Source organism: Helicobacter suis (assembly GCF_902196125.1).
Classification (GTDB): Bacteria; Campylobacterota; Campylobacteria; order Campylobacterales; family Helicobacteraceae; genus Helicobacter; species Helicobacter suis_B.
Window position 1 is genome coordinate 1 of record NZ_CABIKG010000051.1, and the last position, 953, is coordinate 953.

Genomic DNA, 953 nt, shown 5'->3' on the forward strand with positions numbered 1-953 from the left:
TTGTCTTAACAAATCTTGCCCGCCTTTGCCGGTGGGCTCTAAAATCTGTTTGATCTCATTTTCTAATGTTGGGGAAGGTCTTCCCTGATCATCAAAGGGCATAAAGCGGCGTTGTGGCATTTTTCTAGTTCCTAGCTGGTGGTATGGAGCATAAGATACATTAACTCGCGCGCTAACTCTACTACCTTCAATATCTACACGCACCGCACTTCGCATTAGCCCGCTACGCTCTAAAATAGGCTTGTTTCTGGGTTTGTATTTTAAAGTTTTAGGCTTTAGTGGGCTCCATGATCGATTAGTAGTCAAGTCTTTTTGTTGTGTGAAAGATTGGCGTACTTCATCTTCAATAATGTTGGCCACTTCTCTTGTAATAACGGATAAATCAAACATGCGCAACTCCTAGTTTTTTGTTTGACTAGAATAACACGCAAAAAAGGTTAATTATGCCCTTTTTAGAAGCTATCGCTAGCCTTCAAGCTAAAAGACCCCAATTAATCCCTAATGGGGCTAAGTTTAAATTTGAGGAATATTTAAGAGCTTTTAGCATTAGTGGCATTAGTAAAATTGATACTTTAGTTGCCTATCAAAATGCTTTAGAGAAAGCTTTAGCAAAGGGGCAAAGTTTTAGCCAGTTTGTTAAGGCAAATCCGCAATTACTAGAAACAATCAATAAAAAGCGCCTTGAACGCATCTTTAAATATAATTTAATTTATGCAAACACGCGGGGTAAATTAATGCGCTATGAGAGTGCCCCGCCAATTGTGGGGAGTAGTAATGGCGATGGGTGGTACTATGTGTTTCATAGTAGGCATGATAGCGCGGCGCGTCATTTAGCTTACGATAATGTTTGTTTACCAAGAAAGCACCCATTTTGGCAAACCCACACCCCGCCACTTGATTGGGGCTGTCGGTGTGAGTTGCAAATGTGGAGCGAAAGACAGATCAAAAACAAA

2 protein-coding genes are annotated in these 953 nt (G+C 40.6%); one reads left to right on the forward strand and one right to left on the reverse strand.

The window, feature by feature from the left end; all coding sequences use genetic code 11:
• Window positions 1–390 (reverse strand): phage virion morphogenesis protein (locus G6Q00_RS08230; RefSeq protein ID WP_205426581.1); only part of this gene is annotated, 390 nt, incomplete at its 3' end.
• Between the two features lie 53 nt (window positions 391–443).
• Between G6Q00_RS08230 and G6Q00_RS08235 the strand changes: the two genes are divergently transcribed.
• Window positions 444–953, forward strand: a 510-nt coding sequence (locus G6Q00_RS08235) for a phage minor head protein (RefSeq protein ID WP_240331065.1), incomplete at its 3' end; no start/stop codon positions are given.